This is a genomic window from Streptomyces sp. NPDC054757, assembly GCF_053612185.1.
Genome location: NZ_JBSHBW010000048.1, coordinates 1 through 24,425 on the forward strand (window position 1 = coordinate 1; position 24,425 = coordinate 24,425).

The following is a 24,425-nucleotide window of genomic DNA, read 5'->3' on the forward strand; positions in this document are numbered from 1 at the left end:
CGCCCGCCCGCGAGACCGGGTCGAGGGCGTCGCCCGGATCACGCAGAGCGTGTGTGTGACGGGCGGCGCCGGGGGCGGCGCGGCCCGTCGACGGGCCGCGCCGCCGTCACAGCTCCCTGTGGACCTTGGTGTTGGACGCCTGGGCGCGGGGGCGGACCACCAGCAGGTCGATGTTGACGTGGCTGGGGCGGGTCACCGTCCAGGTGATGGCCTCCGCCACGTCCTCCGCGACCAGGGGTTCGGCCACGCCCGCGTAGACCTTGGCGGCCTTCTCCTCGTCGCCGCCGAAGCGGGTGGTGGCGAACTCCTCGGTCTTGACCATGCCGGGGGCGATCTCGATCACCCGCACCGGGTGGCCCACGATCTCCAGGCGGAGCGTCTCGGCGAGCACACGGGCGCCGTTCTTCGCCGCCACATAGCCCCCGCCGCCCTCGTACGCCCCGTGGCCCGCCGTGGACGAGACGATCACGATGGTGCCGTCGCCGCTCGCGGTCAGGGCGGGGAGGAGGGTCTGGGTGAGGTTGAGGGTGCCGATGACGTTCGTCTCGTACATCCGGCGCCAGTCCGCCGGGTCGCCGGTGGCCACCGGGTCCGCGCCGAGCGCGCCGCCCGCGTTGTTGACCAGGACGCCGATGGTGGGGAACGCGGTGGCGAACTCCTCGACGGCCGCGCGGTCGGTGACATCCAGGGCGTACGAGGTGGCCTGGTGGCCCGCCGCGTTGATCTCCGCGGCCACGGCCTCGATGCGGTCCTTGCGGCGGGCGGTGAGCACGACCCGGTAGCCCGCCGCTGCGAGCTGCCGTGCGGTGGCCGCACCGATGCCGCTGCTCGCTCCGGTGACGACGGCGATGCGGTTGGTGGCTGCGGGCGGCGGGGTCATGGCGGGGCTCCTCGGGAGGGGAGGCGTACGGGAGGCGGTGCCCAGGATATGCCGGTCTCAGCGGCCGCGCGGGGCGTACATGATCACGGCCATCCCGGCCAGACAGATCAGTGCGCCGGTCACGTCCCAGCGGTCCGGCCGGTATCCGTCGGCGACCATGGCCCAGACGATCGAGCCCGCGACGAAGATCCCGCCGTACGCGGCGAGGATCCTGCCGAACTCGCCGTCGGGCTGGAGCGTCGCCACGAAGCCGTAGATACCGAGCGCGATGACACCGCCGCCGATCCAGATCCAGCCCCTGTTCTCCCGCACTCCCTGCCAGACCAGCCAGGCGCCGCCGATCTCGAAGAGCGCGGCGAGTACGAAGAGGGCGGCGGAGCGGAGGATCAGCATGGGGGCAGCCTGGCATGATCCTCCGGGTGCTTGCCCCGCACGTCCTGGCCCTCGGGTCCTCGGGTCCTCGGTGTAATGGTCACCGTGTGCGGGCCGGCCGCGTCCCGGTCCTCCGTGTCCCGCCCGTCCTGGCCCTCCGGGTGCTGCGTCGTACGCTCTCCGCATGACGCAGAAGACGGCGCCGCGCAGCGTGCTGATGGCCGAGCTGGGTGCCACCTCCCGCCGGTACATGGCCGCGTACGCCCTGTTCAACCAGGCTCTCGCCGATCATCTGCGGCTGCACCCCACCGATGTGCAGTGCCTCAATCTGCTGAGTCTCGAAGCGGGCCCGGTCACCACGGGCCGGATCGCGGAGCTGACCGGGCTCACCACCGGATCGGCCACCCGGCTCGTCGACCGGCTGGAGCGTGCGGGCTATGTGCGGCGGCAGCGCGACACCGGCGACCGGCGGAAGGTCCTTGTGGTGACGGTGCCCGCGCGGATGGCCGAGTTCGGGGCGGTGTGGGCGCGGCTCGACGGCGCCTGGTCCGCCCTGTTCGACGCGTACGACGACCGCGAGATCGCCCTGCTCACCGAGCATATGCGGCGGACCGTGGCGATGAGCGCGCAGCAGATCAGCCGTCTGCGGAGCGGGGAGCTGGGCTGAACTCCCGCAGCGCGTCCGCCACGATCGCCTCCAGGCGGTGGTGGTGCGCGCCGCGCCAGTACACCCGTCCACAGGCGACGCACTGGGCGAAGACGTCGTGGGAGCGCTCGGTGCCGCCCTCGATCCGGCCGCGCACGCTGTCCTTGGACGCGGGCGCCAGCTCGCCGTTGCAGGCGCTGCACCGGGTCCACGGGGCGAGGGCGGGGGCGAACCTGCCCAGTACGTCGCGGAGTTGCTGGTCGGGCTGGTCGCTGTAGACGTACGCCCCGGCCCACAGCTCGCGCCGCCGCAGCAGGCCCCGGTCGCGGGAGAGCAGGACGCGCCGGTGCTCCGCCGAGTAGGTGGCGAGTGCGGGGTCCCCGATGTCCTCGCTGAAGTACGCGGTGTCGACGCCGAGCAGCCGCAACCGGCGGGCCAGCGTGCCGAGATGGACGTCGAGCAGAAAGCGCAGCGGGGCGCCCGGCACCCGCTGGGGGCGCTCCACCGCGTACACCTCGACGGTCTCTCCCGAGCGCGGGATGTGCGAGAACGGTACGGGCCGGCCGTCCACGACCAGCCGGCCCACCTCGGTCAGCGGAATGCCGGCCGACTCGACGACATGGCCGAGGGTCGACGAGCCGTCGGTGATCAGGTCCGTACGTCGTCCCTTGTTCTCCCTGCGCCGCTCCGCTGGGAGGAAGAGGCGCAGTCCGGGGGCGACTTCGAGGTGGATCTCCGGTCCGTTCACGGTGTCAGGATGTCATCGGGGCGGGGGGCGGGCCGGAGATTTCCGGTCCGCCTGTCAGATGGGGTCAGATGGGGTCAGATGGTGTCGGGGGCTGTGGGTGCCACGGTGAAGGCTGCCGCGTTCTCGGTGGCCCAGGTGGCGAAGGTGTGTGCCGGGTGGCCGGTGAGTGACCGCACCTGGTCGGTGACGGCCGTGGGGACGCCGTCGGACGCGGCCCAGTAGCGCAGCAGGGAGTCCGCGACCGTGGCGGGCAGATGGGCGCTGACCGACTCCTTCCACGCTTCGGGGCTGACACGCCGGAACGGGATGGTGCGGCCGGTCGCGGCTTCGATGGTGGCGATCTGCTCGGTGAAGGTGAGCGACTGCGGTCCGGTCAGGTGGTACGCCCCGCCGCGCACCGAGGGGTCGGTGAGGGCGGCGTACGCGGAATCGGCGATGTCCCGTTCGTGGATCGGATCGGAGTAACTGCCCGGGTACGGGAGGTCGATGACGCCGGCGGACCGCAGGGCCCACTTCCACTGGAGCGCGTTGCCCGCGAAGGCGCCGGGCCGCAGGACTGTCGTTCCGATGGACGAGGCGGCCAGGGCCTGTTCGACGGTGAGATGGGTGCGGGCGATCGCGCTCTCGGACGCGTGGGGGCCGAGCACGGAGCTGGAGGAGAGCAGCACGATGTGCCGGACGCCCGCGGCCTCGGCCTGCTGGACGAACGCGTCGATCCGGGAGGGCTCCGCGTAGAGGAAGACGGCGTCGGCCCCGTCGAGTGCGGCCGGGAAGGTGGCGGGGTCGTGGAGGTCGCACCGTACGGCTGTCACCCCGTCGGGCAGCGAGAGGTCTCCGGGGGCGGCCGATGCGGCCCGCACCTCGGTCCCGTTGCCGCGCAGCAGCGGGATGAGGGCGGTGCCGACCTTGCCTCGGCTTCCGGTGACGAGGACGGTCATGAGGGGTCCTTTCGGCGGTGGGCTCTGTGCGTTGCCGTTGCCTGCTCTGTCTTCTGTCTTCTGTCTTCTGTCTTCTGTGCTCTGTTGTGCTCTGTGTTCCGTGTTCCGTGCTCGGTGGCGCTCTCCGCGATACTAGGTGCCGCACAGAATCTGTGTCACGCAGTTAATGAGCCGGATGAGGCCCCCGTGCGGGTGGGGCCGGTGGGCACTCGGGGCGATCCGCTGACGGAGGCGTGCCTTCGGGCGCCTCCGCGCGTTACCCCGGGCATGAACGTACGTCGAATCCTCACCACTGCCGCCGCCGGATCCGCCCTGCTCGCCGCCTTCGCTCCCGTCGCCCAGGCCAATGACCTCGGGGGCACGATCAGCGACGCGGCCCAGACCACGGCCGCCGTCGGCGAGCAGGCCCAGCCCATCGCCAAGGGAGTCCTCGGAGACCACGTCGGCAAGAAGGTGCACGCCGTGAAGGGAGCGGCCAAGGCCGGCGGCGACGCCCTGAAGGCGGGCAACGAATTCCTCAGCAGCTGAATCCGGTTCGGCGGGTCCATTCCGCCCCGGTGACGTAACGGCCGGTTCCCGGGAGCATCTGCCCCCGGGAACCGGCCGTTGTGCGTCACTGGCCCCCGCGCCGTTGTCTCCTCCCCCCGGTCAGCCGGAGCCCCCGGTCAGCCGGAGGCGGGCCGCCGGGCGCGGCGGCGCCGCCGCGCCGCGGTGACCAGGGCGGCGAGCGCGGAGGCGGCGAACAGCCCTGCGGTGATCAGCAGCCAGCGGTCGAGATAGACGCGGTCCGAGAGGCCGGTGTCCTGGTGGTACGGGGCCGACCTGCGCAGGATCAGTGGGAACCAGACCAGCAACAGCAGGGCCGACAGCGCGACCGGTGCGCGGAGGTAGAGGATCCACCGGGTACCCGCAGCCCGCGTCCCCACCCCGGCCACCCGCGTCGCCCCGCCACGCTGCTCCGGACGTTCGGCCCCCACCCGCGTCGCCCCACCGTGCCCCACCGGATGTTCGGCCCCCGCCCCGGCAGACCCCTCCGCCCCGCCACGCCACACCGGACGGCGCCCCCGCGGTGGGAGTGCCGCCTGGGCCGTGCGGTCCGCGGCGCTGTAGACGGGCAGCAGCACCAGATCGTGCAGCAGCGCTGCGCCGATGAACCAGACGGCGACGACGACGGGGCGCTCCCTGAGGAGCTCCACCGCGGCGTACCCGGCGACGGTGAAGCAGCAGGCCATGACGAGCAGATGGACGGGGTGGGCACCGTAACGGCGCGAGAAGCGGCTCATGCTCACATCCGGAAGGTGAGGCGGCGGACCCATTTGGTGTTGTTCACGCCGGGATTGGCGGGAACGATGATGCGGGCGGGGTGGCCGTGATCGGCGGAGAGCGGCGCTCCGTTGACGTACAGGGCGAGCAGCGAGAGCGGGTCGCGGATCTGGTTGCCCGCCAGGAGCACGGTGCGGAAGGCGCCCTGGCGTTGTACGGACTCGACCAGGACGCTGTCGGCGTGCGGAGTGCCGGCGAGTGCGGCGAGGTCGGAGAGCCGTAGCCCCGACCAGCCCTGGTCGTCCGTGGACCAGCCTTCGACGCAGGCGATCGGCAGCCGGGCCGTGTGCTGTTCCATGGCGAGCAACTGCACGTAGGTGAAGGTGTGCTGCCGGTGGCTCCCGTGGATCTCCAGGCGCCAGCCGGGGCCGATGTCGGATGCGGTGATGCCGAGGGCCTGCGCGCTCTTGTTGATCTGGAAGCCGTTCGGGCCCGGCCGCGGGTCGCGGTTGTGCGGGGCGAGCAGCGCGGTGCGGCGCAGGGCGCCCCCGATGCTCTGGCCCGCGGTGACGGCAAGCAGCGCCAGCGACCCGGCGCCGACGAGGCCGATGGCGCCGCGTCGGCTGACGGTCGGGCGGGCCGGGGCGGAAGCGACCAGCCCGTACGGATCGGGTGGCTCCGGTTCGGTGTGCGCCGTGTCGGTGGCCAGGACCGAGCGCAGGGCTGGGGAGCGGACCGCCCGCCACATCCGCCCGAGCCGCAGCACCACATGGGCGGCGAAAGCGGCCATGAACACCCAGGCGCCGTAGAAGTGCAGGGTGTAGAAGGAGCCGGGGAAGACGTAGTCGAGCTGGATGTTGAGCACTCCGGTGGCGAACTCGAAGAGGACACCGCCGACCAGCAGGACCAGCGAGAGGCGCTCCACGGCGTGGGCGGGGGAGCGCACGGGCGGCCAGGTGAAGAGCTTCGGGACGACCGACCACAGTTTGGCGAGCAGCACCGGGATGAGGACCACACCGAGGGTGACATGGACGCCCTGGGTGAGGCGGTAGAGCCAGGAGGGGCGGGTGGGCCAGGTGAACAGATAGAAGCCGAGCAGCCCCTTGCCCGGCGTCTTGTCGTTGAGCGCGCCCAGGCGGGGGTTGTAGGCGGCGTACGAGAGCAGCCCGGTGACGAAGAGAACCGTGATGCCGAACAGCAGGACCAGACCGAGGACCCCCGTCAGCCAGGGGCCGCGGATCGGACTGCGCCAGAAGGCGGGACGGATCGGACTGTGCCGGAGAGCTGGACCGATAAGACCGCGCCGGAGGGCGGGACGGCCTGGAACGCGCCGGAGAGCGGGACGGACCCGACCGCGCCAGAAGGCGGGAAGGGCCGCTGGACCCGCCCCCTGCGGTCGCCCCTGCGGATCGGTTGCCGGACCCGTGGTCCGGGATTTCCTGGCCATCCGCCGATCCTCGGGCCGTTTGCCGCGCCGCCCCGGCGTACGCGGTCGACCGGCGGCCGTACGTCAGCCGCACGGCGCAGTGCCGGGCCCCGGTTCCGCGGGCAGGGGCATGTCCCGGGCCACACCGGGTGCTCGGGTGGGCGTGCCCGTGGCGGGTGCGGGGGAGGTGAGTGAGGCGGGGGTGGGGGAGAGTGAACCGACCGTACGCAGCCGTGGGGCGACTGGCCCGGGAGGCCCAGTTCCATCTGATCCAGGCCCAGACCCCGCAACTGCGCGAGGCCATCGCCCGACGTGCGCTGGACAACGCCTGAGGGCTGACGCCTGAGGGCCGAGGAACGAGAGCCGAGCGCTGAGGACCGAGGTCCGAGGTCTGAGCTCCGAAGCCGCTCAGCTCAGCAGATCCAAGCGCATCCCCGGCCACTCCCCAAGCCACGTACACCCCGGCAGCAACCGCAGCAACGCAGAACCGCCCCCCATCCCCACCTGCAAGGTCATGCCTATTGCAAGTCTCTTGCGATAAGAGTGCAGGCAGGACTACGGTCTCCGTGTTTTTTGTTGATATGCGAGCTGGGGAGAGGCCTTGAGTGCCGACATAAGTGCAGAGCCGGAGCCGTCACTGTCCGAACGCCTGGGGCGGTTCCGTCAATCGCTCACCCGGGGCGACTGGCGTTCCCTGGGCGGGATGCTGGGGTTCATCGTGCTGCTGCACGTGGTGGGGTTCGGGGTGCTGTTCGGTCTCGTCGTCCCCAAGCACTACCACCTGGGCGGTGACCACCCGGTCTTCAATGTCGGGGTGGGGGTGCTCGCCTACACCTTCGGTCTGCGCCACGCCTTCGACGCCGACCACATCGCGGCCGTGGACAACACCACCAGGAAGCTCCTGGCCGACAACGTCGAGCGCGAGGCGCGCGGAACGGCACGGGAGCGCAGGCCGCTCTCGGTCGGTTTCTGGTTCTCGCTCGGCCACTCGACGATCGTGTTCGCCCTGTCCTTCCTGCTTTCGGTCGGTGTGAAGGCGCTGGTGGGACAGGTCGAGGACGACGACTCGGGTCTGCACTCGGCGACCGGGATCATCGGCGCATCCGTCTCCGGTGTGTTCCTGTGGGTCCTCGGCATCCTCAACCTCGCCGTACTGATCGGCATCATCAAGATCTTCCGGAAGATGCGCAGCGGCCACTTCGACGAGCAGGAGCTTGAGGAGCAGCTCAACAAGCGCGGCCTGATGAACCGCTTCCTGAACAGCCTGACCAAGTCCGTGCGCAAGGCCTGGCACATCTACCCGATCGGTGTGCTCTTCGGCCTCGGCTTCGACACCGCGACCGAGGTGGGCCTGCTGGTCCTGGCGGGCGGCGCGGCCGCCTTCAGCCTCCCCTTCTACTCCATCCTCGTCCTGCCGATCCTGTTCGCCGCCGGTATGTGCCTGATGGACACGGTCGACGGGGTCTTCATGAACGCGGCGTACGGCTGGGCCTTCGCGAAGCCGGTCCGCAAGGTCTTCTACAACATCACCATCACGTCCATCTCGGTGGCTGTCGCGCTGATCATCGGCACCATCGAGCTGATCGGCGTCCTCACCGACCAGGCGAACATCACCTCCGGCCCGCTTGCCGCGATCGCGGACATCAACCTCGACTACGCCGGCTACGGCATCGTCGGCCTGTTCGTCCTCTCCTGGCTGATCGCCCTCCTCGTGTGGCGCTACGGGCGCATCGAGGAGAAGTGGTCCGCGAACCTCACACCACAGCCGACCGGCAGGGACTGACGGAGGCTCCCTCCCCGACGGGCAGCGTGCCCGGCCGGACGGCACCCGGACCGGCCGACCTCAGGGACGACCCGGTCACGGCCCTGAACGCGCCCGGCCAGCGGGACGACCCGGGCGTCACCCTCATCATGGGAGGGATCGGCGTGGCCATCCTGGGAGTCGCGCTCGTCGTGCTCGTGCTGCGGATGCTGCTCGCCCAGGCCGTCGCCCGTGACGTCGAAGCGGCGCAGATGAGGGCCGAGCTGGACGAGGTGATCTGATGCCGATTGCCGTCGACATCGATGTGATGCCGGCCAGGCGGAAGATGTCCGTGGGTGAACTCGCAGACCGTGTAGGGATCACACCCGCCAACCTGGCGGTACTCAAGATAAACGGATTGAAGGTCATCTGCTGTCGGCTCGGGTGGGTCCCGTAATACGGCTGCTCTGCAGCCAGGAGCCCCGTCAGGAGAACTGTCAGTACCGACGCTCGCCCTGCATCTGCTCGGCTGCCGCGAGGCCCCTTTGAACACGACTACGCCCGGTACCACGGCAGCGGTTCGGGGCGACGGTGCCACCACCAGCCCCGCCGTTTGGGTGCGTCTGCCTCACGGAGCAGTTGCTGGATGAGTGCTCCCTGGTAGTCCTCGACGGTGAGCGAGGTGAAGGCGGCGTCCAGTTGCTGCAGGGCTGCCTGGAGGCTCGCCGCTGCAGCAGGTGGTAGTCGCCGGGGGAGGTTTTCGAGGTCGTCCCGGGCTTCGAGACGTCGTCGGTACAGATCGGGGGGGCACCATCCTGAGCCCTCCCAGCCGCTTGCCATGTGGTTGACGAGCTTCTCCCAGGCGCCCAGCCCGGTCCATGCCTCCCACGCAACACTGCCGGGCTCGTCCGGCGATGCCGGACCCTGCAAGTCGGCTTCGATGACTGCGGAAGCCCGCAGTTGTGCCACGAAGGCGTCCCTGCGCGGTGTGGCGATGGGCAGCTCCGGGACGACTTCCGGGATGAGCGTGACCTCGGCCGAAGGCAGTTGCGTGACGTATTCCTCGACAGCGTCGACGCTGTAGTTGTAGTCATCGTCCGAGACGAGTAGGCGGGCACGTGTGAAGCGGCCTTCCGGGGTGGCGGCCCAGTACGCGCTCGGCGGATCCGACTCGGCGGGGAAGAGGACCGCGGCGCCGGTGGCGGAAGCAAGCCGCGACGCCATCTCCGCCTCCGAGGGCCTCTGCGACAGCTGATCTTGGACGTAGATATCCAGTGACCAGGCAAGGTCGCCACGGACCGCCTTGTAGTCGCAGAGGACCAGCGCCTCCCAGTTCCGTACGTCGGCGTCACCATCGGCATCCGCGACGTCGACATCCCCGGCGGCTACGCCCAGAGCGGAGCACAGGGCGGGAGCCAGGCGATCAGGGGTGGCCGTTTCGGTAGCGATCAAGTTGTAGGTCATGGGTAGATCCCGTTGTAGATCTTCAACGCCTTTTGGACGGCTTCTGGATTGTTTGTGAAACGTGGATTTCTGGTGAGCTGAGGAGCGGCGGAAATGTCTCCCTTTGCCTTGGTGACCTGTTGAAGCGCCGCGTATTCGTTTCTGTCGAGTTTGGCGATACCTGGCCCGCTGTCTGGGTAGACCGTTCCGCTTGGCTCAACGCCGTAGGTGCGTCCATTGACTTCGTAGCGGTCGGTGTCTTTGATGTACTTCGCCTTGCCCTGCGCTATATCGCTGACGTCTTGTGCGACCTCCCGCTCCTGTCCCCGCAGGATAACGCTGTTACTCTCCTTGACTTCACCGCTTTTCGAGCCGGATACGGTGTGCCGGGAATTCGGGAATCGCAACTGCTTACCGGCTGCCGGCCCTTTGATGTCGTCGGGTGCCTGCCAGGGACCTTTGCCGGGGCCGGAGCCGGCAGACGCGTCGGCTGAGCCCGACGAGCCCGAAGACTGACCGCCTTCACCACCACCATCGGCCCCATGGGCGCCTTGTGCCATCAAGAGCACCCCTGCTGTGCCAAGGGCTGCGGCCTGTGCAGCTTCCACCGACGCGGCGCCGGCCAGGATTCCGCCGCCGGCAAGCACGAGGCCGCCGGGTGGGAAGAGCATGATCAGGGCGGCGAGGGCGAGGATGGTGAGGGCTATGCCCGCATACAGTTCGAGGTTTTCCAGAGCCGCAAGCAGCATCGCGAGGGAATCGGTGACGTGACCGTTCAAGGGGGTGCCGCGATAGCGAGCTGCGAGGAGCAGGCCCGTGGTGAGAATGGAACCGACGGCGGTGAACACACGTAGCCTCACCACGGCTTGAGGCTCGGCGAGGGGCTGCCGCGAAGTGGTCCGCCAGGCCCGCAGCAAGAGCGCCAGCTGGATGAGGGCCCAGATGAGTGCGGCTATGCCGAACCACATCAGCAACGTTGGGCCGGAACCGGTGGTGAAGCGTTTCTGGAGGCCCTTGGTGGCGGTGAATGAGCCAAGGGCCAGGAAGAGCAGAGAAGGCAGCATCAAGATGACGGGAACGGCCAGGAGCGGCCAGCGCCGTCGCCACGGGCGTCTGGGGCGGGTTCCCTTGAGGTAGGCCCGTATTCGCCCCGCATCCCATTCCTTGTCCTGGTTGACTGCGTCGATCCGTGCGGCCGTGTCTGCGACTGCGGCGTGCAGCGGTTCAAGGCGTACGGGGTCGGTGCGGCCGGCGGCGTAGAGGAGGGATCTGCGCATGCGGGCGAAGCGCAGCGCGATCAGCGCCGTCCACGGCAGGCACCGTGCACCGAACGTGGTCAGGGGGCCGATGGCGGCGTTCCCGGTGCGTTCCGCGTTCAGGAGGATGGCGGGCATGGCGTGCTTGCTGCGCTGCAGCTGGGCGAAGTCCAGGGCCATGGCGATGGCCAGGCAGATCAGAGGCGCGTAGGTCACCAGGTCGTCGGCCGTGCCGAGCAGGGAGCTCGTCCAGCCGGGTGGATGGGCGTCGCGGCGGCCGGTGTAGTTGACGAGTGTGTGGTGGCCCATTGCGTAGGCGATGGGCAGCAGTCCGAACAGGCGCCGCCAGCCACGGCCCCGCAGCAGCAGCCCGGCGCCGAGCGCTCCGATGGCACCCCAGGCCAGGTGGAGGTTGGTGTCCAGGCTGGGTTGGGTGAAGCTGAGGTCCAGGCTGCCCAGAGGGGCCGGCAGCCAGGTGGCGAGCACGGTGTGCAAGTCGGGTATGTATGTGGAGCTGAAACTGAGACCCCCGGACAGCATCCACCCGCCGTAGGGATACGGGGCAGCGCGCTGGGCGTCGAGGAGATGGCTCAGGAGTACTTCGTACAGGCCGAGTCCCGCGCCCGTTGCCGCGCCTCACGGGCGAAGTCCGGGAGGTCGAACATGCTGACCGGCTGCTCCCGGAACTTGTACATCCCGGCAAGGCCGTCCATGACCAGAGGCGCTGTGATGCGCCGATACTCGGGAACCGGAATGTTGGTGCCCTCGTAGCCTTGGAGTTCACGTAGGGCCCAGGCCCTCAGTGGCTCGGAGTGGGCGTGCCCGCCCAGGGCGATCACCTGGCGCAGGGTCGGGGCGAGTGGACGTCTCTCGTCGAGGACATCGTCCTCCAGCCGGTCGAGGCGGCTCCGGCGGAGTCTCACTTCACGACCACTGTGGCGATGACGCCGGCGACCGTACCTACTGCCGCGATGGCGCCCCAGACGACCGAGGTGCGGTGCCACCAGGGCTGGGGAGTCGTGGGCGCGGGCTCATTGACGTTGGCGCTCGCGGTGCCGCCGCGGTCCGCCTTCGCGTTCGGCGCGACGATGTTGAAGGTTGATCCGTCGCCTCCCGTGACGTTGAGGGCCTGCTGCGCGGCCGAGTCGATCTGGTCGGGGTTGGGGTTCTGCTGACCGGGAGGCATGGCTGCCCTCACTTCCGCGACGAACTGGGTAAGACGGGTTCTGACGTGATCGAGGGTGCCCGCGATGCTGGCGAGGGAGATGTTCCAGTGCAAGGACGTGATGTGGGAGCCCTCGTTTCCCTGCTGGTGTTGCTCCCGTGTCATCAGCAGGACGTAGTCGGCCGAGCCGGGCGGGCTCAGGTGCAATGCTCTCTCACCGTGGGCGACGAGTGCTTCAAGTTCCCGGACCCCTTGCCGGATCGGTGCGCTCTCTCCGATGCCGCGATCACGAGCGTGCTCGGGAAGCTGGTTCGGGCTGATCCGTTGGGTGTTGCCTCGAATGATCTGACCCGGGAGGTAGAGATCGACCGTAACTTCCAGCGCGGCCGGCACTTTCCGGTACGAGGGCAGCTCATCGGTCGGTGCGTACCCCTCCAGCTCTTTGAGCGCCCATGCGCGTAGCTCCTCGTGGCGGGCGTAACCAGCGAGCATCAGGCAGCGCCGGAGGGCGGACGCGAGGGAGGCGGTCTCGTCCAGGACAGTGCGCTCAAGCTGTTCCAGCCCGCGGACGTCGGGTGTCGTCACGGCGTCCAGTCTGCACTGCCCCACTGACAACACCTGTCGACTGCACTGCGTTGGGCTGGCTACCTGAGGCTTGCTCGCATGGGTCCGTCGCCGCGATGGCAGCGGCCCGCCTGTGTGGCGCCGGCAAAGCACTTGGACGTGCTGGTGTCGCGCCTGCACGATGCTGTGATGAACCAGAAGAGCGATCCCTTCATCGTGATGATGACCATCGACCGCGAGACGTCCTCGGTGGTTCTGACGCGTTCAGACAACAAGGAAGCCAGGGAACCCCTGACTCACCCGATGTTTGCTGATACAAGCCTTTTGGATCGAATGCACTATTCGCCGCCCATGCGTGGCTTGCTTGCTGTCACAAGCAACGGTGACGACATCGCTTTCGAACTGCCTGTTCGTGGTTCAACTGACGAGCTGGACAACCGACTTGTCGTGTACCTGGACCAGAACATGTGGCGTCCCGTCAGCGAGGCTCTGCAAGGTGGAGACGCGGTGAGCGGAGAAGACCGCTCAGCTGCTGAGCAGTTGGCGGAGTGGGTTCGGAACAGGCGGATTGTCATGCCGGCCTCAGCGGGCCACTACTACGAGACGGCCAAGTGGTCGGTGTCGGACAAGCGGTACAACCTTGGCCTGACCATTCTGCAGCTGAGTAGAGGCTGGCAGATGCGAGATCCCTTGCAGGTGCGTGAAGACGAGATCCTTGAGATGTTCCGTTGTTGGAAGGGCGAGGCCGACAGCGCCCGAGCGTCTTCCGTGTTCACACTGGCCCCGAACGCGCTCCACGCGCCGTCGCGCGGTGTGACGCCGTACACGCCGTCGTCGGATTTCTCGGCCGACGACGCCTTCCGGTTGGTGTCCCTGACGTCTGCAAGCAGCTACATCGACGCCATGCTCGACGCTGAACATCTCGAGCTCGGTCCTGACACCGGGTGGGCAGAGGCGAATCAGCGGTTCAGTGACTGGCTCGACGTTCAGGATCGGGACGCGCAGCAGAAGCGTCGATCGATTGACGTCCTCCTCCTCGATGACTTCAAGCGCGAACTGGCAGAGGGAGCACGCGCGGCGGGAGTGTCCCCGCAAGCACTCCAGCAGTGGGCTGAGAAGCAGCCCATGAAGGGCTTCGGTGCCTTGCCTGCATCGGGGCTCTACCGCGAGATGCTTCACAACCGGCACCTCAACAAGGGCACGCACTGGAGGAGGAACGACCTTACGGACATGATCTATCTGTCCTGTGCGGCCGGGTACGCGGATTTCGTCGTCTGCGAGCGCCATATGCGCGAGCCGCTTGAGCGAGGTATCAGACGGCTCGCTCTCCCCGCCAAGGTGTTCCGTCGACTGAGCGAGGCCGTTTCGGCTGTAGGCGATGCTTTGCAACAAAGGATGCTCCATGCCGATTGACCTGCTGGCCAACAAGCGGTAAACATTTCTGGCAGTTGACGGCCCATGAGGAGCCAGACGGCGATGCGGCATCTTCGGTGAGAGGTCCTCACCGTTGTCGGCGAACTCGCCTTTCACCATCTGCAGGCGAACCGCATCGACGTCACGGTCCTCAATGAACTGGCCGTCTCTGCCCACACCGGACCACGCGTCGTTATTCAGCTCCTGACCGGCTGGCCTTCCGTTACATCTCGCTTCCCGCGGTCGGACAGCTGGGTCTCCCGGCAACTGCGGTTCTTCTCCAGTGCCTGCGCGACGCAGCGGCGACGGCGACCCTGGTCCTCCGACACCCCGTGAACGAAAGAAGCCGTGAGCCAGAACGTTTTCCTGCGGTTCAGTCCGGTAAACCTGTGGGAATCGAACCGACATCCAATGGATTTAAAGTCCTGGTCAGGGGCGGGTGGGTGATGTCGGCCGATGCTGCTCCGTCCGGAACGGCCTGGTCGGACGGGCTGTCCGGTACCACGCGGTCCGGACGAAACCAGGCCGTGCCGGAACGTCCGCTCACGCATCGCTCAAGCGCATACGACGCTGGGGTTCACGGTCGACGTCGTTCTGGGGAAGTACCCCGTCGGTAAAATCCAGCGCAGGCACGGCTGGAGCGCACCCCGACCGTAGTGTCCAGGGTGCCGCCTCGCTCGCATCAAGAAGTTGGTGAGGAGCTGCTGTTACAGACTGGATGTCCCGGGGTTGCACGTGCAAGGGGTCGGTTCAGCAGAGGGCTGGCGCAAACTCCCACTCCTGGGTCGGCACCCCGCGCGAGGCTGCAGGAGTCCCAGGATCCCATCAGCCAGGCAAGAGCCCATACCGAGGAAGCGGCCATTCGATCTCCCCATACTGCGAAGTCCAGTAAAGAGAATTCAGGATGAGCGTGGAGTTTCCCGCCCGAGCCACGGGATGGAGATTCTCCTGATTATTCTGATAGAAATCGAAATTCACCCTCTGCCCATTCGAGTTGATTTCCGAAAAATCGATGCCGAGAAGGCTGCAGATATAGAGCAGCTCATCGCTTCCTGAAGCCGAGCCGGATAGATACGCGTGAAGGTGGGCGCAGATGTCCAGCATTGCGCGCCCCTTTTCGGTAACACCGATCAACCCATGATCGCCTACTTCACGCGACAACATTCCAGTCAGTTCGAGGCGAAGGAGTTCCTCCTTCAGCGCTGGCACTCCTATCCCGTAGCGCTTGGATGCATGCGTGTAATTCCCAACGTAGCCATCCTTTGCAATCTGGGCCAGGAGCCACGGCGAGCACCCGACTCGCCCCGACCTGGAGAACTCCCGGACATCAATACTCGAGAGGCCCCCCAGTGCAACAGTCAACAGCAAGTCACGATGGATTTCATGGCGGAGTCCCCCACGAACCACCTTCCGCCCTTCATCACTATCTGCATCAAAGTCTGCCGGAACCCAAAAAATCCTCAACTTTGAGAGGTTCGGGCGCAGCGGAGAATTCCTATAGTCACGAATGACCTCCTCGACGCGGCCGCGCGTGGCCACAGTGTCTCGCGCTACGTACACTGCAGCTGCGGTCTCGGAATCCGTCAGCAGGGTCCTCAAGTCCTTGTCGATGCCATCTCGGTCATGCCTCCATAGGGTCTGACCAGAAACTACCCTTGCCCAATCCCTGATCAAGTCGCACGAAAAATCGAACCGCTTACGGCCCGACTCTTTGCACCCAAACAGCTGAGATTTTGAAGCTTCCTTAATTACGTCCAGCGCAGTATCAGACAGAAAGGCGTGCTCGACGGACTCTGCCATTTCATCCCCCTTAGGCGCCGCGTGGCGCCAGCGTCAGGAGAACGCTAGCAGTCACCACTGACAATCGAAGGGGGGGTGTAGAAACTGAAGATGGCAATGGGTTCTAGTTCAATCGGAGAAGCGAGCCGCTTGCTCGCGGAGCGCCTGGGCCTCCGGGACGCCGCTGTACCGGCGCAGACGGACCCGCATGTCCTGAAGGGCGGCCTGGACCTTGACCGAGCGGATGCCGTCGGCGCAGTCGAGGAAGTCGCGCCAGGTGGCCATGGCTCCTTCGACGTCGCTTTGGCGCAGGCGCACGCCGCCGAGGTCGGCGAGGACGATGGCTCGGGTGCGGCGGCGGTCGAGGCCGTGGATGTCGAGGGCGAGGTGGAGGTGTTCCTCGGCGGCGTCGAGGTCGCCGAGGCGAGAAAGGATCATGCCGGATTCGTGGGCCCATCGGCCGGGGGAGTAGTGGGCAGCCCAGGAGTCGCCGGCTGCGGCGGTCGGCTTACCGATGGCGGCCTCGGACAGGGCGAGGTGCTTGGTGGCCATGCGTCGGTCGTCGTCCTGGGCGGCGGCGTTGGCGAGGGTGGCCTCGTAATAGGCGACGGCTCGCGGGTTGATGAGCTGGTGACCGTACTCCACGCAGGCTTCGCCGAGCTGGACGGCTTCGGCGCGATAGCCGAGGTCGACGCACTGAACGGCGAGGCCGCGGAGAGCTGTTGCTGACAGTTCCGGATCGCCGGCCTCGGCGGCCAAGCGGAAGGAATGCGCGTAGTAGCGCTGGGCGAGCCCGCGCAGTTCGGGGGTGTCGCCTTCGTCCTGTGCCATCCAGCCGGCGAGGTGGACGAGCTGTGAGGTCGCGGCGAACAGGTCGCGGCCGGTGGCTTCGGTGAAGCGGCCCTCCAGCCAAGGTGCGACGTCCTGGGTGAGGTAGCGGACAGCCAGGTGACGGGCATGCCCCCCACCGAGTTCGGAGGCCGAGTCGCCGAGTGCCTTGACCATGTGGCGTACGGCGGCCACCTCGCCCTGGCCGACGCGGACGGCTCCGGGAAGGGCGGTCTTGGTCCGGCGAGTGATGCTGTCCATGTCGGGCAGGCCGAGTGCGGACAGCGCGTATCCGCTGGAGGCGAGGATGAACTCCCGGCGTTCCACGTCGCTCCTTCCCAGGTGCAGGACTGATGCAACGGTATCTGTGTGGGGTGCCGCAGGCGTGGGCTCCGGGAGGTTGATCGCCTCGGGATCCAGTGCCAGCACCTGCGCGATGTAGGGCCACCAGTGGCCTGGGGTTCGTTCGCCTTCTATCCACCGCCGGGCGTGCTGTCGCTGCAGGCGGCGCGGGTCACCGCATTCGGCTAGGCCGAGAGCACGCGCCAACTCCGAGGGTCCCCAGCCTCGTTCTTGGCAGGCCCGCTTGATCAGTTCCGCGATGGCCGGGTTCCTCGGCACCCCGTCACCCTCCCCACCTGGATTACGCGGGATTACGCAGGACTACATCCTGGGCCCTGTCCCGGGAGCGCGGCCCGTCGTTCACTGAACATCACCCCGCAAATCTCCGAATGGCTCGAATAGGCCCTGTTCAGGGCCTATTGGTGCCTGCCCGAACACGTGAGAGGACCCGATGGCGGAGATGCCCACGGACAGCGCACGGACCCGCACGATCCCTTCCACGCGACGGCCCAGTGCCGCTCGGAACCCTGTCGTACGCGAGGCGACGCGGTGAGCCGTTCCCCCTTATCCGACCCGCTGGCGACAGTCCTGAGCTGGATCTGGGCCCTCGGCACGGCCTCCGGACTCGTCGCGGTCGGCCTTCTGGCCCACACCGAGCACTCCTCCGCGCCGGCCCCGTCGGCGCAGCCGACGCTCAGCGTTGAGGACGTTCCGTCGGCCGACGGAACCGTATAGACCCTTCGGCCTCGGGCTGTCCTCCCCGGCCGGGGTCGGAGCCCACCTCGTTTGCCGCAGGCCATCCACGATGCCTCACCGACGTTACCCCCCTTTTTCCGCATCACCCGTGAAGGGAAGCCGATGTCCAGTCCGTACGACAGCGACACGTATCCCCTCCCCGTGTCGGTCGCGTTCAGCGGCCCCGACAACACCGGGAAGACCAAGCAGATCGGAATCCTCGCCCGGCGCATGGGCCCGGCCGCGACCTCAGCAGGCCCACTCGACCGCTACGACCCCCGTTGGAACGTCATCAAGGCCGACGGCATGGCTCGCTGGTGGTTCGAGACCGGCGCGGTGGAGGAGGTCGCCGACGTCCTCGCCACCTCCTACCTCGAACGCTCCCGCCTCCCCTTCTCCGCACCCGTGCGCCTGCTGGACCGGGGCATCCCGATGCTGGAGGCGTCCGTCGCCGCGACGGTCGCCGTACGGGAGGATCTGGACGCCGCGCAGGCCACGGACCGGGCCCGGATCCTGCTGGCCCCGTACGAGACCGACCTGCGGGCCGCCGAGGAGGACGAGCACGCCCTCGTCCTCCTGCACTGCGAGGATCCGGAGGAAGGTGCCCGCCGGAGCCTGGCCCACGAGGTGTCCGTCACCGACGTCTACGCGGCCTACCAACGCCACCTCCATGAGCAGATCAACCGCCTCGTCGACGAGGGGCGCTTCCCCATGGCCATACGCATTGGAGATCGGCCGACCGTCGCTGTCCAGGACGAGGTACGACGGCTTCTGGCACCGCTGCACCCGGAGGTGCCAGACCGTGCCCTGGCCGGAGTGCACGTCACCGCGCTGGGCGGGATGTCGGAGAGCGGCAAGAGCACGGCTGGCGAGTATCTGCGCACCCAGCACGGCCACGCCCGCCTCAAGATCGGGTATCTCATCGAGAACTCCGCCAGCCGCGCCGGAATCGGCGACCCGTACCGACTGGGTCCAGTCGTGCAGGCCGAGTTGATCGTGGACTCGCTGGACCGCTTCTGCCAGGCCCATCACTTCCTCGACTCCGTCAGCATCGAGTCGCTGCACGACTTCGACTCGACCGCCGAACTCGCCCGGATGCTCGGGCTCCAGCTCACCATCGCGTACCTGGACGCCTCCGAGGCCACCCGCACCCGGCGAGGTACTGCTGGCTCCCAGGACGTCGTCGACCGCGACCTCACCAAATGCGCACGAGGCGCGGACAAGATCGTCTCGATCGCCCATGAGGTAATCAGCAACGACGGACCGCGCCTGGAGCTGGAGCGGCGGTTGGACCGCATTGCGCTCGATCGACGCTGGCCGGAACACGAGCCCTCGACCATGCCGGTCAACGCGCTCGGACTCCCCGTGAACCTGGAGTCCTATCTGGCCGAATTCATCGACCGCACCACCGGCCTCCGCCCGTTGATCGATCTGCTGGCCGTCACCGGCAGCGGCGCCCGGGGCAAGTACCAGCACGGCTGGAGTGACCTCGACGTCCTCGTCGTCGCCGACACTTCCTCCCTCGACGAGATGCGCCAGATCCTCGCGGATCTGGAGACCGAACTCGGCGGGGTCAAGCTGGGCATCACCGTACTGACCCGTGCCGAGTGCCGGGCCGGCGCCATCACCTCTCGACTCCTTCACGTCCTCGCTCTCATCGGTAGCGGGTCGCTGGTCCCCTTGTGGTCCACCCCCGGTCTGTCTCTGCCCGCTCCGGACGCGGCCACCGACATCGCAGCAAGCCTGAGCGACGGTATTCAGGCCGCCATCGAGATCCGCCGCCAATTCCTCAAGGGCAGCCCCGACCTCCGCGCCCTCTACAAGGTCACCGCGTTGCTCGCGAAGATCCAGCTCCGCTTCAAGGGAATCGAGTGCCCCTCCGACAGCGACGCCCTCACCGTCCTCCTCGACGCCATACGGCAGGACACGAGCTTGGTCACCACCGCTCGCACCGAGCCGCTCGCTGCCGAAGCGCTCGCGCTCCTCGTTCTCCAGGAATGGCTGAACACTCTTCCTGGAGAGACGCGGTGAGCGCGACGGGCAGGTGGGCCACGGCAGCAACGGGTATCTTCCACAAGCCGGTGGCTACTCGCGAGCAGGCCGAGAACGAGGCGAAGGGGCGTGCGCGGCTCGCCTCTCGCGTCGCGGTTCCGGCCCTCCGCGGGCAGATCGCGTTACCGGACAGGCAAATCCTCGTCTACGAGGATGTCTTCGCTTCCGGTCGGTGCGACCTTCTCCTGGGCGACGTGATCGCCCTAGCCGACCGAGACCCGGCCGTCCAGCCCCGCCTGACCCGCCTCGTGGACGGCGTCTGCGCCGACCTGCGGGCGGCGGCCGAGGAGACCGGGAAGCACATGCCACTGGCCGAGTGCGTACCGGACCTCTACCTCGACCGCATCCGCCCCCGGGGACGGCTGGACCGCTGGTACCTGCGCCGCGACCTGCCCATCGCTCTGCCCCACACCGATACCACCCTCACCGTCCGGGAACTGGCCGACTTCACCCTCACCGCCAACGGCAGACCGCTGACGCTGGATGTCGCCGACGCCATCGAGCGCCTCCGTGACGCGCTGGCCCCTGACCGCCGCCTGCGCGCCGGCCTGACGCAGGGCGACCCCACCGAACCCAACATCGCCGACCCGCTGTGCTGGCTCGACTTCGAGTACGCCGGGCGCAACACCGTCGCGGGCGAGGCCGCCAACCTGCTCTGGTACCTGGTGGCCCTGGGCGGCTGGCTCGTCCCCCGCTACCAGCCCGACGTGTACGCCCGCACCCTCCGCCTTGCCCTGCCGCCTCTGGCCCGCCCTCGCATCGAGCACCTGGAACTGCACAGGAGCAGTCGCCACATCGATGTCCGATACTCCTGGAACACCAGCCCCGGCCGCGCTGCGGCCATCACTCGTGCCCTGGACGGCCTCCGCATCGAGAGCAGCGGCGGCATGGAGGAGATCCGTGCCTTTCTCGCCCTGCGCGTCCTCGGCGTCATCCCGCCCTCCCGGCTCACCGGACACGACCTTCTGCTCGTTCTGATCAAACTCGCCGAGAGCCAGGACCCGCACATGACCCTTGACACCTTCTTCACCACTACACCGGCCTCTCACCCCCACCCCGGCGAACGGAGCGGCAATGTCCCTGCCACTGCTTGAGAGTCCTCTCCAGAGTCGGCCCCTCCAGGGGCGCACCGCCCTCGTCACAGGCGGAGCCACCGGCATCGGCGCCGAGATCGGACGGACGCTCGCGGCCGCCGGAGCAACCGTGGCGGTCAACCACCTCGGCCAAGACCCCGACGCCCACGCCCTCCTCGCCGCCTTCGAACGCGCGGGCAGCCCTGGGATCGCGGTGAACGCCGACCTGACCGATCCGGGCTCCGCTCGGACCATGGCCGACCTCGTCCGCGCCGAGATCGGACCCGTCGACATCCTGGTGAACAACGCCGGTTCCTACCCCCGCGTCGCCTGGCAGGACACCGACGAGACCGCCTGGAACTACTCCCTCGACGTGAACCTCACCGCCCACTACCGCACCTGCCACGCATTCACCCCCGGCATGATCGAACGCCGCTGGGGCCGGATCGTGAACATCGGCAGCGTCAACGCCCGCGCCGGCCGAACGAACCTCGTCGCATACAGCACCGCGAAGGCCGGGCTGCTGGGACTGACCCGCTCCCTCGCCCGCGAACTGGGTCCGTTCGGGATCTGCGTCAACACCGTCATGCCCGGCGCCATCCAGGTAGAGGCCGAGAACGCCCTCCCCGCCCGGCACCGTGCGCGGCCGGAGGACCAGATCAAGCGCCAGTGCGTCCCGCGCCGTGGCCGCCCCGAGGACGTTGCCGCCCTGGTGGCGTTTCTCGTAGGCCCCTCCGCCTCGTTCATTACGGGGCAGTCCGTCCACGTCGATGGTGGCTGGCTGCTCCACTGAGAACGTCAACAAGCAAGGAGACCCAACGAAATGATCGAACGAGTCCGTGCCGTCCTCGTCACCCGCGACCACACGATGCTGGTCATCCGCCGCACCAGGCCCGGCATCCCCGAGTACTGGGTCCTGCCCGGCGGCGGCGTCGAGCCCACCGATGAGTCACGCGAGGCCGCCCTCCACCGCGAGATCCACGAGGAGATCGCGGGAAAGGCCGACATCATCCGTCTGCTCCACACGATGGAGTCCGACGACGAGCGTCAGCTCTTCTACCTCGCCCGCATCGCGACCTGGTCCTTCGACGACCGCACCGGTCCCGAGTTCAGCACCGAAGGCCGCGGTGAGTACGCGCTGGAGGAGATCCCGCTGACCCTGGCGGGTCTCGACGGTATCGACCTCAAGCCCGAGGACATCGTCCACGTCCTACGAGGAGCCATCAGGGCCGGAAGCCTCGGAGTCGAGGCATCGCTCTGAACCTCCGAGTGCGTCAGCAGGTCATCAGGGCCGACTCCGAGGTGAGTCGGCCCTGATGACATCGCTACGTGTTGTTGGCTTGGCGCTGGAGACTCTTGACAGCAGCATCGGGAAACGACCGTGCCCCACGGCTACTCAGGTCGAACGACGCTGCTACTGGACCAGCCGGAGCACCGGCCTCTGTTCCTGAACGCCCAGCAGGTCCTGCACTCTCCCGCTTGTCCACGCCAGCTCATGAGCCAGTTGGGAAACCGATAGGCCCGCCTCCTTGGCAGCCAGCTCGAAGGCTTGCCGAAGCAGCGAAGGCCGTTCACCGGGGAAGTCCGAGACGGATTCGGCGGTGAAGCCCGGCTGGCCGTCGAGAGCGCGTAGACGCTGATACGTCCGGCTGGCAGTCGCGTCGGAGATCAGCCCCAGCTCGCGGCATCGGTAGACAAGCGAGTGGAGGGAGACTCCCCAGACGCCCCTTAGCTCGGCCAGGCGTGCAAGATCCATTCGCCCCGGCAGGAACGGCAGGATGCTGTCCTGGGGGGTCAGGAATTCGGCGGCGAAGGCATCCGCCTCCTTCTCCTGACGGCTGTCACCGGTGGCATCGGCGTGAAGCACAAGGTGGCCCAGCTCATGGGCAGCCGTGAACCGGTGCTCCGGTAGATGTCGTCGGCCCGGGCGGCGGTCAGAACGACGAGCGGCCGGGCTGCCCGGGTGGAGAAGGCGTCCACGCTCGCGGCAGAGGGATCGCTGGCGACGCGAACGCCGTGGGACCGACGACCGCGCTCCGCTACGAGGCGACGGTCCGGAACCACATCGTTGAGCACCTCGGTCAGCGCGAGCTGCGGTCTCTCAACCAGCCCTCGATCATCCAGGGGTGGATCCGCACGCTTCAGGACAGCGGCCTCGAAGCGTCGACGATCGAGGGCATCTTCGACATCCTCTCCAGCATCCTCGGCATGGCCGTCGAGGACGGGCTGCTGCCGAAGAACCCCTGCAAGGCGAAGTCGGTCAAGCTACCGACCGTGACCAAGAAGAAGATCACCCCTTGGTCACTGGAGCGCGTGCGTGCCGTCATCGCCGGACTCCCGAAACGGTTCCAGGCCGGCGGCAAGCTCGCCTTCGGCTGTGGCATGCGGCAGGGCGAGGTATTCGGCTTCGCTGTCGAGGACATTGACTTCAAGGGCGGCTGGGTCCACGTCAACCGCCAGGTGCGGCTCGTCGGCACGAAGGCCGTCTTCGCCCTGCCCAAGGGCAATAAGATCCGCTCAGTGCCCCTGCCGGCTCAACTTGCCGCTGCCCTCAAGGCCCACATGAAGACGTTCCCGCCTGTCGCCGTCACCCTGCCTTGGGCCAAGGCGGACGGCGAACCGAAGACCGTCCGCCTCCTCTTCGTCGATGACAAGAGCCGGGCCTACAACCGCAGCGTCTTCAACATGGGTGCCTGGAAGCTGGCCTTGGCCGCCGCCGGTGTAATCCCTCCCCGCGAGCTCGGTGCGAGGTACTTTCAGGCGGCTCCGGAAGACGGCATGCACGCCCTCCGGCACGCGTACGCCTCCGTGCTCCTGGACGCGGGGGAGAGCATCAAGGCGCTCTCCGAGTTCCTGGGTCACTCGGGCCCCGGCTTCACGCTGCGCACGTACACGCACCTGTTGCCGTCCAGCGAGACTCGGACCCGCAACGCGATCGACGACGCCTTCACCGAAGCCGAGGCGAGAGAGGGCGGCGGTGCGCCGAAGGCTCAGGGCACATCAGTGCCCCCGCCAAAACCCATGTGCCTTCAATGTGCCCTGGCCGCCTGACGGCCCCTACCGGTACATCCGGTACATGACGAGGGCGGAGACCGAAAGCCCCGCCCTCCACGCAAGAAACCCCGGCTCAAGGCCACACCAGACAGTAAGCCTGATGCCCCGCGTCATGCAGCCGGTGGGAGAAGTCCTGCCACTCGTGCAGCAGTTGGTACGCGTTGAACGCGTCCCGGGGGCCGCCGCGGTCCGGGACCGTCGACCATATGAAGGCAGCGGCGCCGACCGATTCCTCGCCGACCCCGCGCAGCGGGTCGATCACCGTCATGGGGAGCTTCACCACCGCGTAGTCGGGGTGCAGCACGACCAGTTCCAGGGGCGGGACCTTGCCCAGCGGGATGCCCTGGATGCCGGTGAGGACCATGGCGGCCATCGTCTCCGGCTTTATCTTCGTGAACATGCCGCCCATGCCGAGCTCGTCGCCGCCCAGCTCCTCGGGACGCATGGTCACCGGCACCCGGGCCGCTGTCGCCCCATTGGGCGCGCCGAAGTACTTGTAGGTCACGCCCACAAGCCCACCACTCCTGCTTCCCGCTCTCCCGGCCTGTGCCCGTGCCTCTGCCTCTCGTCGGTGTTTACCCCTTCGGGCAGGCTCGGGACCCAGGTCATCGGTCCCCTCGCCCAGTCCGCCACCGCGATGCATATCTCCACCCGACCACTCGCGGCCCCCGCCGCGCAACCCGATCATCGTGTCAGAGACCTCCCCC

23 protein-coding genes and 3 pseudogenes are annotated in these 24,425 nt (G+C 67.9%); 12 read left to right on the top strand and 14 right to left on the bottom strand.

The annotated features are described in order from the left end of the window. Window positions 1-106 precede the first annotated feature (106 nt). Window positions 107-880, bottom strand: coding sequence for an SDR family NAD(P)-dependent oxidoreductase (locus ACWGKJ_RS33400; RefSeq protein WP_385034040.1), 774 nt, complete (start codon window positions 878-880; stop codon window positions 107-109). Between the two features lie 57 nt (window positions 881-937). Then, complete coding sequence (locus ACWGKJ_RS33405; RefSeq protein WP_385034043.1) at window positions 938-1,273, bottom strand: YnfA family protein; 336 nt, start codon at window positions 1,271-1,273, stop codon at window positions 938-940. Between the two features lie 163 nt (window positions 1,274-1,436). Between ACWGKJ_RS33405 and ACWGKJ_RS33410 the strand changes: the two genes are divergently transcribed. Continuing rightward, window positions 1,437-1,919, top strand: a complete 483-nt coding sequence (locus ACWGKJ_RS33410; protein WP_385034046.1) for a MarR family winged helix-turn-helix transcriptional regulator — start codon at window positions 1,437-1,439, stop codon at window positions 1,917-1,919. Here the strand turns inward: ACWGKJ_RS33410 and ACWGKJ_RS33415 are convergent. Beyond that, on the bottom strand, window positions 1,888-2,646 hold the full coding sequence (locus ACWGKJ_RS33415; RefSeq protein WP_385034048.1) for a Mut7-C RNAse domain-containing protein: 759 nt from the start codon (window positions 2,644-2,646) through the stop codon (window positions 1,888-1,890). The two genes, ACWGKJ_RS33410 and ACWGKJ_RS33415, sit on opposite strands and share 32 nt — an antisense overlap. A 74-nt stretch (window positions 2,647-2,720) precedes the next feature. Next, the gene (locus ACWGKJ_RS33420) at window positions 2,721-3,584 is read right to left on the bottom strand and encodes an SDR family oxidoreductase (RefSeq protein WP_385034051.1); all 864 of its coding nucleotides are present in this window, start codon (window positions 3,582-3,584) and stop codon (window positions 2,721-2,723) included. 267 nt (window positions 3,585-3,851) lie between these two features. Here ACWGKJ_RS33420 and ACWGKJ_RS33425 point away from each other — a divergent pair, with 267 nt between their 5' ends. After that, window positions 3,852-4,112, top strand: a complete 261-nt coding sequence (locus ACWGKJ_RS33425) for a hypothetical protein (RefSeq protein WP_385034054.1) — start codon at window positions 3,852-3,854, stop codon at window positions 4,110-4,112. Between the two features lie 137 nt (window positions 4,113-4,249). Here the strand turns inward: ACWGKJ_RS33425 and ACWGKJ_RS33430 are convergent, their stop codons facing one another. Both ACWGKJ_RS33430 and ACWGKJ_RS33435 read right to left on the bottom strand, forming a co-directional pair. Then, window positions 4,250-4,867: a hypothetical protein gene (locus ACWGKJ_RS33430; protein ID WP_453315894.1), complete on the bottom strand. Its 618-nt coding sequence runs from the start codon at window positions 4,865-4,867 to the stop codon at window positions 4,250-4,252. Between the two features lie 2 nt (window positions 4,868-4,869). Beyond that, a complete protein-coding gene (locus tag ACWGKJ_RS33435; protein WP_385028318.1) occupies window positions 4,870-6,294 on the bottom strand; it encodes a molybdopterin-dependent oxidoreductase in 1,425 nt (474 codons plus the stop codon). Window positions 6,295-6,874: 580 nt separating this feature from the next. On the opposite strand from ACWGKJ_RS33435, the gene ACWGKJ_RS33440 reads away from it, so the two are divergent. The 3 genes and pseudogenes from ACWGKJ_RS33440 to ACWGKJ_RS33450 all read left to right on the top strand — a co-directional run. After that, window positions 6,875-8,056, top strand: coding sequence for a Nickel transporter NicT (locus ACWGKJ_RS33440; protein WP_385028321.1), 1,182 nt, complete (start codon window positions 6,875-6,877; stop codon window positions 8,054-8,056). Between the two features lie 74 nt (window positions 8,057-8,130). Continuing rightward, a pseudogene (locus ACWGKJ_RS33445) lies at window positions 8,131-8,316 on the top strand (DUF2975 domain-containing protein); the annotation flags it as partial. After that, window positions 8,316-8,444, top strand: a pseudogene (locus ACWGKJ_RS33450) (helix-turn-helix domain-containing protein); the annotation flags it as partial. The pseudogenes ACWGKJ_RS33445 and ACWGKJ_RS33450, both read left to right, overlap by 1 nt. A gap of 125 nt (window positions 8,445-8,569) precedes the next feature. Here the strand turns inward: ACWGKJ_RS33450 and ACWGKJ_RS33455 are convergent. The 4 genes from ACWGKJ_RS33455 to ACWGKJ_RS33470 all read right to left on the bottom strand — a co-directional run bounded on the left by ACWGKJ_RS33455 (window position 8,570) and on the right by ACWGKJ_RS33470 (window position 12,463). After that, a complete protein-coding gene (locus tag ACWGKJ_RS33455) occupies window positions 8,570-9,478 on the bottom strand; it encodes a hypothetical protein (RefSeq protein WP_385028324.1) in 909 nt (302 codons plus the stop codon). Further along, window positions 9,475-11,208: a hypothetical protein gene (locus ACWGKJ_RS33460; protein WP_385028327.1), complete on the bottom strand. Its 1,734-nt coding sequence runs from the start codon at window positions 11,206-11,208 to the stop codon at window positions 9,475-9,477. The genes ACWGKJ_RS33455 and ACWGKJ_RS33460 overlap by 4 nt, the downstream gene beginning before the upstream one ends. A 95-nt stretch (window positions 11,209-11,303) precedes the next feature. Beyond that, complete coding sequence (locus ACWGKJ_RS33465; protein WP_385028331.1) at window positions 11,304-11,636, bottom strand: AbiTii domain-containing protein; 333 nt, start codon at window positions 11,634-11,636, stop codon at window positions 11,304-11,306. Beyond that, window positions 11,633-12,463 carry an AbiTii domain-containing protein gene (locus ACWGKJ_RS33470; protein ID WP_385028334.1) on the bottom strand — a complete coding sequence of 277 codons (831 nt, stop codon included), beginning with the start codon at window positions 12,461-12,463 and terminating at the stop codon, window positions 11,633-11,635. Before ACWGKJ_RS33470 ends, ACWGKJ_RS33465 begins: the two co-directional genes overlap by 4 nt. Before the next feature lie 168 nt (window positions 12,464-12,631). On the opposite strand from ACWGKJ_RS33470, the gene ACWGKJ_RS33475 reads away from it, so the two are divergent. Next, window positions 12,632-13,855: a hypothetical protein gene (locus ACWGKJ_RS33475; RefSeq protein ID WP_385028337.1), complete on the top strand. Its 1,224-nt coding sequence runs from the start codon at window positions 12,632-12,634 to the stop codon at window positions 13,853-13,855. Window positions 13,856-14,680: 825 nt separating this feature from the next. Here ACWGKJ_RS33475 and ACWGKJ_RS33480 read toward each other — a convergent pair. Continuing rightward, window positions 14,681-15,655: a hypothetical protein gene (locus ACWGKJ_RS33480; protein ID WP_385028340.1), complete on the bottom strand. Its 975-nt coding sequence runs from the start codon at window positions 15,653-15,655 to the stop codon at window positions 14,681-14,683. Window positions 15,656-15,763: 108 nt separating this feature from the next. Further along, window positions 15,764-16,789 carry a tetratricopeptide repeat protein gene (locus ACWGKJ_RS33485; protein ID WP_385028343.1) on the bottom strand — a complete coding sequence of 342 codons (1,026 nt, stop codon included), beginning with the start codon at window positions 16,787-16,789 and terminating at the stop codon, window positions 15,764-15,766. Between the two features lie 564 nt (window positions 16,790-17,353). Here ACWGKJ_RS33485 and ACWGKJ_RS33490 point away from each other — a divergent pair. The 5 genes from ACWGKJ_RS33490 to ACWGKJ_RS33510 all read left to right on the top strand — a co-directional run bounded on the left by ACWGKJ_RS33490 (window position 17,354) and on the right by ACWGKJ_RS33510 (window position 21,925). Further along, entirely contained in the window at window positions 17,354-17,539 is a 186-nt protein-coding gene (locus ACWGKJ_RS33490) for a hypothetical protein (protein WP_385028345.1), read from the top strand. A gap of 123 nt (window positions 17,540-17,662) precedes the next feature. Next, complete coding sequence (locus tag ACWGKJ_RS33495; protein WP_385028348.1) at window positions 17,663-19,570, top strand: nucleotidyltransferase domain-containing protein; 1,908 nt, start codon at window positions 17,663-17,665, stop codon at window positions 19,568-19,570. Window positions 19,571-19,620: 50 nt separating this feature from the next. After that, window positions 19,621-20,685: a hypothetical protein gene (locus ACWGKJ_RS33500; protein WP_385028351.1), complete on the top strand. Its 1,065-nt coding sequence runs from the start codon at window positions 19,621-19,623 to the stop codon at window positions 20,683-20,685. Continuing rightward, a complete protein-coding gene (locus ACWGKJ_RS33505) occupies window positions 20,666-21,457 on the top strand; it encodes an SDR family NAD(P)-dependent oxidoreductase (RefSeq protein ID WP_385028354.1) in 792 nt (263 codons plus the stop codon). The genes ACWGKJ_RS33500 and ACWGKJ_RS33505 overlap by 20 nt, the downstream gene beginning before the upstream one ends. 30 nt (window positions 21,458-21,487) lie before the next feature. Then, window positions 21,488-21,925 (top strand): NUDIX hydrolase, encoded by a 438-nt coding sequence (locus ACWGKJ_RS33510; protein WP_385028357.1) that lies wholly within the window; start codon window positions 21,488-21,490, stop codon window positions 21,923-21,925. Between the two features lie 153 nt (window positions 21,926-22,078). On the opposite strand, the gene ACWGKJ_RS33515 is transcribed toward ACWGKJ_RS33510, so the two are convergent. Beyond that, window positions 22,079-22,531, bottom strand: coding sequence for an ImmA/IrrE family metallo-endopeptidase (locus ACWGKJ_RS33515; protein WP_385028360.1), 453 nt, complete (start codon window positions 22,529-22,531; stop codon window positions 22,079-22,081). Between the two features lie 137 nt (window positions 22,532-22,668). Here ACWGKJ_RS33515 and ACWGKJ_RS33520 point away from each other — a divergent pair. Beyond that, window positions 22,669-23,715, top strand: a pseudogene (locus tag ACWGKJ_RS33520) (tyrosine-type recombinase/integrase); the annotation flags it as partial. A 76-nt stretch (window positions 23,716-23,791) separates the two neighbouring features. Here the strand turns inward: ACWGKJ_RS33520 and ACWGKJ_RS33525 are convergent. Then, a complete protein-coding gene (locus ACWGKJ_RS33525) occupies window positions 23,792-24,361 on the bottom strand; it encodes a hypothetical protein (RefSeq protein WP_385028417.1) in 570 nt (189 codons plus the stop codon). Window positions 24,362-24,425: the final 64 nt, after the last annotated feature.

Excerpts from the sequence above, each read along its gene's own strand:
- ACWGKJ_RS33510 (WP_385028357.1), top strand. The coding sequence starts at position 21,488 with ATGATCGAACGAGTCCGTGCCGTCCTCGTCACCCGCGACCACACGATG.
- ACWGKJ_RS33435 (WP_385028318.1), bottom strand. The coding sequence starts at position 6,294 with ATGGCCAGGAAATCCCGGACCACGGGTCCGGCAACCGATCCGCAGGGG.
- ACWGKJ_RS33505 (WP_385028354.1), top strand. The coding sequence starts at position 20,666 with ATGTCCCTGCCACTGCTTGAGAGTCCTCTCCAGAGTCGGCCCCTCCAG.
- ACWGKJ_RS33405 (WP_385034043.1), bottom strand. The coding sequence starts at position 1,273 with ATGCTGATCCTCCGCTCCGCCGCCCTCTTCGTACTCGCCGCGCTCTTC.
- ACWGKJ_RS33400 (WP_385034040.1), bottom strand. The coding sequence starts at position 880 with ATGACCCCGCCGCCCGCAGCCACCAACCGCATCGCCGTCGTCACCGGA.
- ACWGKJ_RS33420 (WP_385034051.1), bottom strand. The coding sequence starts at position 3,584 with ATGACCGTCCTCGTCACCGGAAGCCGAGGCAAGGTCGGCACCGCCCTC.
- ACWGKJ_RS33475 (WP_385028337.1), top strand. The coding sequence starts at position 12,632 with ATGAACCAGAAGAGCGATCCCTTCATCGTGATGATGACCATCGACCGC.
- ACWGKJ_RS33525 (WP_385028417.1), bottom strand. The coding sequence starts at position 24,361 with ATGCATCGCGGTGGCGGACTGGGCGAGGGGACCGATGACCTGGGTCCC.
- ACWGKJ_RS33480 (WP_385028340.1), bottom strand. The coding sequence starts at position 15,655 with ATGGCAGAGTCCGTCGAGCACGCCTTTCTGTCTGATACTGCGCTGGAC.
- ACWGKJ_RS33410 (WP_385034046.1), top strand. The coding sequence starts at position 1,437 with ATGACGCAGAAGACGGCGCCGCGCAGCGTGCTGATGGCCGAGCTGGGT.
- ACWGKJ_RS33495 (WP_385028348.1), top strand. The coding sequence starts at position 17,663 with ATGTCCAGTCCGTACGACAGCGACACGTATCCCCTCCCCGTGTCGGTC.
- ACWGKJ_RS33425 (WP_385034054.1), top strand. The coding sequence starts at position 3,852 with ATGAACGTACGTCGAATCCTCACCACTGCCGCCGCCGGATCCGCCCTG.
- ACWGKJ_RS33430 (WP_453315894.1), bottom strand. The coding sequence starts at position 4,867 with ATGAGCCGCTTCTCGCGCCGTTACGGTGCCCACCCCGTCCATCTGCTC.
- ACWGKJ_RS33455 (WP_385028324.1), bottom strand. The coding sequence starts at position 9,478 with ATGACCTACAACTTGATCGCTACCGAAACGGCCACCCCTGATCGCCTG.